This is a genomic window from Marinobacter salinexigens (assembly GCF_008370345.1).
Lineage (GTDB): Bacteria > Pseudomonadota > Gammaproteobacteria > Pseudomonadales > Oleiphilaceae > Marinobacter > Marinobacter salinexigens.
In genome coordinates, this window is the sequence record NZ_VTUU01000046.1 from 1 (window position 1) to 895 (window position 895).

The following is an 895-nucleotide window of genomic DNA, read 5'->3' on the forward strand; positions in this document are numbered from 1 at the left end:
CAGCCCGGCTTGATCATCGCCGATCACCACGGCGATGCCCCCAGACTGGACAGCGTGGCCTACAACGCCAAAGCCGGTGGCAGCACAAAGCAGCCCTGCGTATTTCGCTTTAGCTATCAGGAGCGGGTTAAAGCTGCCTCCGTCGCCATGAAGGACTACACCTTCAAAAATCCCGCCTACGCCCTGATGCACGAACAGGCTAGTGGCAACCTGAACCAGCGGGACGATTACCAGCACTACGACTACCCCGGCCGCTTCAAGGCCGACGCCTCAGGTCAGCCTTTCACCCAAGCCAAACTGGATGCCCTGCGAAACAACGCCAGCACCGCCAACGGCGAAAGCAATCGACCGGACTTCACCGCCGGGGCCAAAGTCGCACTCACCGATCATGATACCGAGACCCTGAATCGGGAATGGCTGCTCACCGCCATCACCCACACCGGCAAACAACCCCAGGCTTTGGAAGAAGAGGGGGGCAGCGAACCCACCACCTACCACAACGAATTCAGCGCCATCCCGGCAAACAAAACCTGGCGCCCCATCTGCGAACACCGTCCCCTGATGGACGGCCCCCAGATGGCCATCGTGACCGGCCCGGACGGGGAAGAAATCCACTGTGACCAGTATGGCCGTGTGAAAGTAAGGTTCCCGTGGGATCGATACTCGCGCAACGACGAACACAGCAGCGCCTGGCTAAGAGTCAGCCAGGGCTGGGCCGGTGGCCAGTACGGCTTCATGGCTCTGCCCAGAATCGGCCACGAAGTGATTGTCTCCTTCCTGGATGGCGACCCGGACCAGCCGATCATCACCGGCCGGACCTACCACGCCACCAACACACCGCCGTACGCGCTGCCGGAACACAAAACCCGGACCACCCTGAAAACCCAGACCCACA

At 61.2% G+C, this 895-nt stretch carries 1 protein-coding gene; it reads left to right on the forward strand.

Going from position 1 to position 895, the window contains the following annotated elements:
* The coding region (gene tssI, locus FWJ25_RS19175; RefSeq protein WP_149601860.1) for a type VI secretion system tip protein TssI/VgrG at positions 1 to 895 on the forward strand (895 nt) is incomplete at both ends.